We start from the raw sequence: 6054 nt of genomic DNA, 5'->3' as shown, positions 1-6054 counted from the left end.
GCGAACCCTATCTAGTCCAAGGGCCAATCCTCGCGGTACGAGGTTCGTGGGGATCCTTTGGACAAAACAGGTCTTTTCCGGCGTTTGTCGACACACCTCAAGGAAGAATAATAATTCCTTTATCTCCCGAAGGTGATCACGGTAATTCATCTGGTGATCACACTTTAACTTCGTTTTCTTACACTATTCGCTTGATTAGTGGCGGGCCTCCAGTCCCGCCCCCCCCAACCCTCCCGCCCCCTCCATATTCTATTGCACCTTCTGGTAATAACACACCTCTTACTCCTCCAAGAATCAGCCCGACAACCCCAAATAATCCAGCGCCATCAGGAAATCCCAGGATAACGCCTCCTTTTAGTCCTTTTTCTCCTTCAAGAGCGCCTAATCTCCCAAGAGCTACCCCTGACGAGGAAGAAAAAAATCCGTTTTTGCCTCCATTTCCTGATTTTTTCCCGCCCAATTTACCTCAATTATTCCCGCCGGCTACTAATCCCTTTTCTGGTTCAACCAGCGATCCTTTTTTTAATAGGAGCAGACCTCCTCAAACTACCCCGGAAACTACTCCAGGAACTACCCCCGGAACTACCCCCGGAACTACCCCTGGAACTACTCCAGGAACTACCCCCGGAACTACCCCCGGAACTACCCCCGGACCTAGCCCTAATCCTAATAGAGATCGAGAACCAGTTCCGTTTTTTCCTCCTTTCCCAATAATTAATCCTCGAAACCCACAGACAACAAATCCTAATCAACCTCCGAACCCCGTCAATCAAACACCGCCGGGCAATAACTGTTGTGTTCCGACTCCTATTGATAATAAATTAGATCAAGTTAACAATAAACTAGACCAATTAACCCCAATTTTACAAGTGGGCGATTTATTCCTTTTAAATGTTATCAATAATAAGCTTGGCCCTCAAATAAATGGGGGATTATCGGGCTATCTTCAAGATAGATTTACAAAGTTGTGGAGGTCTAGAGTGGTTGATCGCGCTCTTAATTTAATGGCTACGGCTGCGGCTATTCACAACGCGGTTATGCTATCTCGCAACATTGGCTCTACCTTGATCTCGACTTTGGGAAATGCCTTAAATATTATCGGAATTAAAGATGGTGATGAAATTGCCCAAAATTTTTCGAGCGTTATCGGCAACTCAATTGAAAATATTGTTAAAGGATTAATAGGCAATGAAAACTATACACAACTATCTGAAACGTGGGCAAGGGCTAATAGGATTTATCAAAGTGCAATCAATATTTATCAGTTAACTACTGATTCGCTTTTTGGCATTACTCAGGGACTTGAACAGACTGCTAAGTATACGGGGAAAATTGGCAACGCTTTAAGAAAATCGGGGGTAATTTTAGAAAACTCCTATAATTGGATGAGCGAAACGTTCAATTTCTCTGGTGGCAAAAATAGACAAATTAATCGAGTGATTGAGGGGCTACAGCAAGCGAGTGAGGTCGCTTCTGACTTAGAGAGTATAACCTCGGAATTTAGATCAGTTACCGAGAATGTGACAGAAATTGGCACTCAGATAAACACAATCAGAACAGAAATTAACGGAAAAGAAGAAAACAGAACAAACAACGAGAACAACAGTAAAAACTCCTCACAATCCCCGCAAATAAACAGGTCTGATTTAATTAAACCCGACAATTAACAATTTATGGCTACTCCTACCAACTTCGACGAATTTGAACACTTGCAAAGCACTATTCTAAGAGTTCATAACCGAATAGTGAGAGATGATTTTAGTGACATTACAGGCGATGATTTAGATTTAGCCGTCCCTCGGTCTTCGTTGCGTTGGGCTTGTTTGCTTAAGGATAACGACACTTGTGATATGATGATCCAGCGATTTTTATTATTTTATTTTAGCTTAAGGAAAGCGCAGGATTTGCAACAGCCTTTTTATGGGATTCCCTTAGACGATTTACACGCTTCAAGGAAATTTAAACCACAAATTACATTGTATTTTAAAGAAGATGATAACGACGTAGAAGAAGATAAGCGTCCAACGTGGGGAGAGATTTCTTTTAGATTAATGAATGAATCTAGCACTACAATCACAAGAACAGAATTAACTACTTTAGGCAACAAAATAAAGACAGAGTTTGGACCCGCTAACGGGTATGTTTGGAAAAAAGGAAGAAAGTTATACTCTTACACTGAAAAAGAAAAAGGTTATCAATTGCAGTTACTTTGTCGGGATGAGGCTACCGCTAAAGAAGTAATTAATAAGGTTTTAGACTTACAAAATCATACACCTGATTGGAAGTTTTTAAAATCTAACATTGCCGACGATGAAAATGCGTCTTTCCCCTATAACCCCGGTAATCACACAATTTTAGGAAAAAGCTATAAAAAGCCCCGCCGCCGCCCGATGGTCGATGTTCGCTTTCAATACGCCGCCGCCACCATCTGGGGCTTAAACAAGCCGATCACTCTTTACGATCGCTCGTTTAAGTTGATCGACGCACTGGTTAGCTAAAGGTAGAGATGGGCTCAGAACGTCTATACCTTTCTGCTCAGAGCAGAGTTTTAAAATCAGTGTAAAAATGGCAATTGTAACAGCACATAGAAGATAAAGTTAAAAATATATGTCACGACGGCGATTTTCGGACTTAGAGGCTCGATTGTTAAGCTTTTTACAGAGTGGAGGCAGCAGGGACATCAGCCAAATTCAGGATCAAGAATTAAAAAAATATGCCGGGTGGAAGTTTAATCAAGACGGCAATAGACGGACCCTTCCGGCTTCCAGCACCAGAAACCGCCAAGGCATCAAATACGCCATCATAGAGCCGTTTGGAGACCTGACAAACCCGTCTAAACTTTTCCTAGCCAGTGTGTCCGAGCGAGCGAGAACGTGGCTTACAGGTCAACCCTCGGCCTTAAAAACTGCGGTCGGATGGAAGCCCGTCCCGGCGGATACCAGCCCCAACAAGCCAATCTTTGTTAAAGGGTTTATTGCGGCCCGAGCAATTATCCGTCAACAGGCGGCATCGGCAAACGAGCGAACTTCGCGAATCACCGGGAAAAGATATAAAACAAAAGCAGGCTCTACCCAACAAGGCTACAGTATTCCTTTTGGATCAACGAGTGATAACAGCGAAATCGTTCAAGCTCGAGCTATTGCTTTAGCAGTTCCAGACGCTACATTTTCCGTGTCTTTTTTACCCGAAAGATATGTTTCAGCCCCTGAATTAGCTACCTTGTAATCAATTTAAAAGCTATGTCTAGTTTAATCGAAATTATTCCAAGCTTTGAGATTCAGTTAGGGAGGGATATTGATCCTGATTTGTTTAGTCAGGTAAAAAATCTTGAGAATCAAAGAAATCTTTTTTTAAAGAAGGAGATTAGTTTTGAAGATTACTGTGATGCCGTCGCAATAAGCTGCGACATTGATGACTACTTAGATGAAGTTAGCGACCGGTTGGATTATGCCAATAATTTACGAATTTTCTAATAGTAGTTACTGGGAATTCGTAGGGCAGCAAACCTTAACCGCTCCTGTCAATAGTGAGGAAGGGATAGAGACTTTTTCTCCTATTGGTGATACAGGTTTCCCAATTGCCTTAGAATCTCCCATTATCGCTGTATCGGCCACTGCTTTTGAGGAACAACAAAACTGGAATTATGCCGGTAAAGTGTTTCAGCGAATTTTTACAGGGATTACTATTGGGGGAAGTTTTGATAGTTATGTAGATAGTCAATCGGTGTTTTTTAAAAAAGTCAACGTAATTAGGTTTAATCAATTAAATAGCAGTTACGCCTTGACTTTTCGCCCTCCCCGCTGGGTTACTTCTGTAACCTACAGAGTTTTTATCTACACTGGCCCTATTGTGGACACAATAGATGAAAAGCTTGATCAAATTTTAAACAGATTACCAGGTGTACCATGATTCCATTTACTTTATTCGCTATTGTTTGTCCTTTATTATTTCTAGAATGTCACAGAAAAATAAAATCGCTTTACTTTTTGTCGGGGCGGGGTTATTAAGCGGAATTGTTTTAAGTTATCATCTGCCCGCTGAAAAATTAGCGATTGCGCTTACTGGTCCGAGTGCTGTAGTGGGCGCTGGTTTAACCCAATGGAATAACAAAAACGACCAAAACAATGACCAAGACGAAAATTAACTGGAAAAATTCTGCTCAAAAAATCTCTAAATATTTTTCTGTAGGAGAGGTAACAAAAAACGACCCGCGGCGAATTCCGATCACTGGTGGCGATATAGAAAACAATATCTTGCAACTCGCAATCGAACTCGACAAGATTCGCGAGGAGTGGGGATCTCCAATAAGGGTTATCTCTTGGTATCGCCCACCCGTTGTTAATCGCACCGTGAGTAAGTTTTCTAATTCTCAGCACATTTATGGTCGGGCGGCTGATATTTACCCGATTAACCCCGCGTCCTTAATTAAGTTTCAAGCTTGGCTTGATCAGCACTGGCACGGAGCGTTAGGGTATGGCGCAAAAAAAGGGTTTGTGCATCTCGATATGAGAAATGGTAAAGGCTGGCGCTCCGGTGGTCAAAAAGGGCCACGATGGAATTATTAGGGTCGTTGTCAGTTCCAAACAATCGATCGCGATTCTAGCGATCGATTTTTTCTAGGGGTATCACTTTAACAAATTGCGGGTTAAAAGTTGATAGAGTAACCTGGTCTCGTAAAACAGCAAGCGACATAAACCATCCTTGCCTAGTGCCTTAAAACTGGGTAACTCTTTTGTTTTCTCAATTCTTTGACCATTTTCGTGGTCGTAATAGACATGAATTCGGGGATTAAGCCACGAATGCTTAAGCTTGCCAATAATTTCAGTTTTAGCGGGTTTATTCGGGCAAATAGTGACCAGTGCGTGAGCGTACAAGTGAGAGCGCATCAAATCGGAACCCTTCCAAGACTTTTTAACCTTGTCTTGTTTGGCTGAGGTATCACCAGAAATTTGATAGGAATACCCTAAGCCTAGATAAGCTTGAAACTTTCTAAGGCTGATATCGTGATCACCTTTAAAGTAGGGCTTGCCGTTGACTAAAAATCTTTCGATAGGGTAACAGTGCAAAAGCAACAAGCTCTTAGTCACCGTCCCAAAAAGAAATTTATCAAACACTTGGCAATAACCCTTAAACTGCTCTAATTCCAGAATTTCTCTTAGATTTTTTTCTTTAACCGCAATTCTATCCTGATAAATGACAATATCCTTAGCTAACAACTGGCTATATTCACTAATTCCAGTTCCGGCCGTGGTTTTGATGCGGGAATTATTTTTTAGTCCGGCGATATGTCCTAATGTAGGATTACAGCCCTTAACCCCGATATATTCAAAGACTCTTTGTGCAATCTCCGGAAGTTCACAGCATAACCGCTGTCTAAGTTGGTTAATCAAAGAGTTTTTATTTTTATCAAGCTGTTCTCGCTCGTGAAAAGTCCGGCGCAATAAATCGATCGAGTCGTGATCGTAATTGTTTAAAATCGGGGGATTGCCTAGATCGTCTAACCCTGATTTGTCGAAATAAGTTAAGGCAATGGTTAGAGCGTCAAGATAATCGTCTTTATTTTTAGTCTTAAAATAATGTTGACGATTTATCTTAGTTTGCTGGTGAGATATCCAGTAAATAGGTAACCCTAATTTTTTAGCGCAATTAACCCAGAAGCTTGCATACCAGTAACCCGTAGGTTCGAGAATGATCGCGTCAGCTTCTAAAGATTTAATAATCTCGATCGCTTCTGCATTACATTCTAACTTATAAGCTATCTCGTTAAGTTGAGTGTTTCCTTTAATTCGCGGGTAGCCTTTAATCGGTTCTCCAATAATTTTCGAGTATTGCAGGGGGGAAACCGCCGGAAATTCGCACAAAAAAACCACGATAGCCCAATTACGGCTAACGTCTATACCTAGTATTTTCATCGGTTATAATGGGAGTGAATTGAATTTAAAAAGAATTAGCCTTACGATACTCCCGTAGGGCTTTTTAAGCCCTATCTCACTTTAAAAGGCACAACTTTTAAAAGTCCTCGAAGCCTTACGATGCGAGGACAGGCTAACGCCT

The 6054-nt window shown here is 41.5% G+C and carries 8 protein-coding genes; 7 read left to right on the top strand and 1 reads right to left on the bottom strand.

Annotation, left to right across the window (positions count from 1 at the left end; all coding sequences use genetic code 11):
* Positions 1 to 869 precede the first annotated feature (869 nt).
* The 7 genes from IM462_RS15430 (at position 870) to IM462_RS15400 (ending at position 4565) form a co-directional block, all read left to right on the top strand.
* Positions 870 to 1667: a hypothetical protein gene (locus tag IM462_RS15430; RefSeq protein WP_287700208.1), complete on the top strand. Its 798-nt coding sequence runs from the start codon at positions 870 to 872 to the stop codon at positions 1665 to 1667.
* A 6-nt stretch (positions 1668 to 1673) separates the two neighbouring features.
* Complete coding sequence (locus IM462_RS15425; protein ID WP_287700209.1) at positions 1674 to 2498, top strand: hypothetical protein; 825 nt, start codon at positions 1674 to 1676, stop codon at positions 2496 to 2498.
* Positions 2499 to 2607: 109 nt separating this feature from the next.
* Positions 2608 to 3225 (top strand): hypothetical protein, encoded by a 618-nt coding sequence (locus tag IM462_RS15420; protein ID WP_287715357.1) that lies wholly within the window; start codon positions 2608 to 2610, stop codon positions 3223 to 3225.
* 14 nt (positions 3226 to 3239) lie between these two features.
* The gene (locus IM462_RS15415; RefSeq protein WP_287700211.1) at positions 3240 to 3473 is read left to right on the top strand and encodes a hypothetical protein; all 234 of its coding nucleotides are present in this window, start codon (positions 3240 to 3242) and stop codon (positions 3471 to 3473) included.
* Positions 3424 to 3909, top strand: coding sequence for a hypothetical protein (locus IM462_RS15410; protein WP_287700212.1), 486 nt, complete (start codon positions 3424 to 3426; stop codon positions 3907 to 3909). The genes IM462_RS15415 and IM462_RS15410 overlap by 50 nt, the downstream gene beginning before the upstream one ends.
* Before the next feature lie 46 nt (positions 3910 to 3955).
* The gene (locus tag IM462_RS15405) at positions 3956 to 4144 is read left to right on the top strand and encodes a hypothetical protein (protein ID WP_287700213.1); all 189 of its coding nucleotides are present in this window, start codon (positions 3956 to 3958) and stop codon (positions 4142 to 4144) included.
* Entirely contained in the window at positions 4125 to 4565 is a 441-nt protein-coding gene (locus tag IM462_RS15400) for a D-Ala-D-Ala carboxypeptidase family metallohydrolase (protein ID WP_287700214.1), read from the top strand. The genes IM462_RS15405 and IM462_RS15400 overlap by 20 nt, the downstream gene beginning before the upstream one ends.
* A 60-nt stretch (positions 4566 to 4625) precedes the next feature.
* On the opposite strand, the gene IM462_RS15395 is transcribed toward IM462_RS15400, so the two are convergent.
* Complete coding sequence (locus tag IM462_RS15395) at positions 4626 to 5912, bottom strand: IS110 family transposase (protein WP_287715355.1); 1287 nt, start codon at positions 5910 to 5912, stop codon at positions 4626 to 4628.
* Positions 5913 to 6054: the final 142 nt, after the last annotated feature.

The sequence above is a fragment of the Microcystis sp. M144S2 genome, assembly GCF_020246065.1.
In the GTDB taxonomy this organism is placed as follows: Bacteria; Cyanobacteriota; Cyanobacteriia; order Cyanobacteriales; family Microcystaceae; genus Microcystis; species Microcystis ichthyoblabe_A.
The sequence above is the reverse complement of the archived record's forward strand: the minus strand, read 5'-3'. Positions and strand labels throughout refer to the sequence as shown.

What these genes read in the sequence shown, in the direction of transcription:
- IM462_RS15425 (WP_287700209.1), top strand. Translation starts at nt 1,674, where the DNA reads ATGGCTACTCCTACCAACTTCGACGAATTTGAACACTTGCAAAGCACT.
- IM462_RS15420 (WP_287715357.1), top strand. Translation starts at nt 2,608, where the DNA reads ATGTCACGACGGCGATTTTCGGACTTAGAGGCTCGATTGTTAAGCTTT.
- IM462_RS15415 (WP_287700211.1), top strand. Translation starts at nt 3,240, where the DNA reads ATGTCTAGTTTAATCGAAATTATTCCAAGCTTTGAGATTCAGTTAGGG.
- IM462_RS15410 (WP_287700212.1), top strand. Translation starts at nt 3,424, where the DNA reads ATGAAGTTAGCGACCGGTTGGATTATGCCAATAATTTACGAATTTTCT.
- IM462_RS15405 (WP_287700213.1), top strand. Translation starts at nt 3,956, where the DNA reads ATGTCACAGAAAAATAAAATCGCTTTACTTTTTGTCGGGGCGGGGTTA.
- IM462_RS15400 (WP_287700214.1), top strand. Translation starts at nt 4,125, where the DNA reads ATGACCAAGACGAAAATTAACTGGAAAAATTCTGCTCAAAAAATCTCT.
- IM462_RS15395 (WP_287715355.1), bottom strand. Translation starts at nt 5,912, where the DNA reads ATGAAAATACTAGGTATAGACGTTAGCCGTAATTGGGCTATCGTGGTT.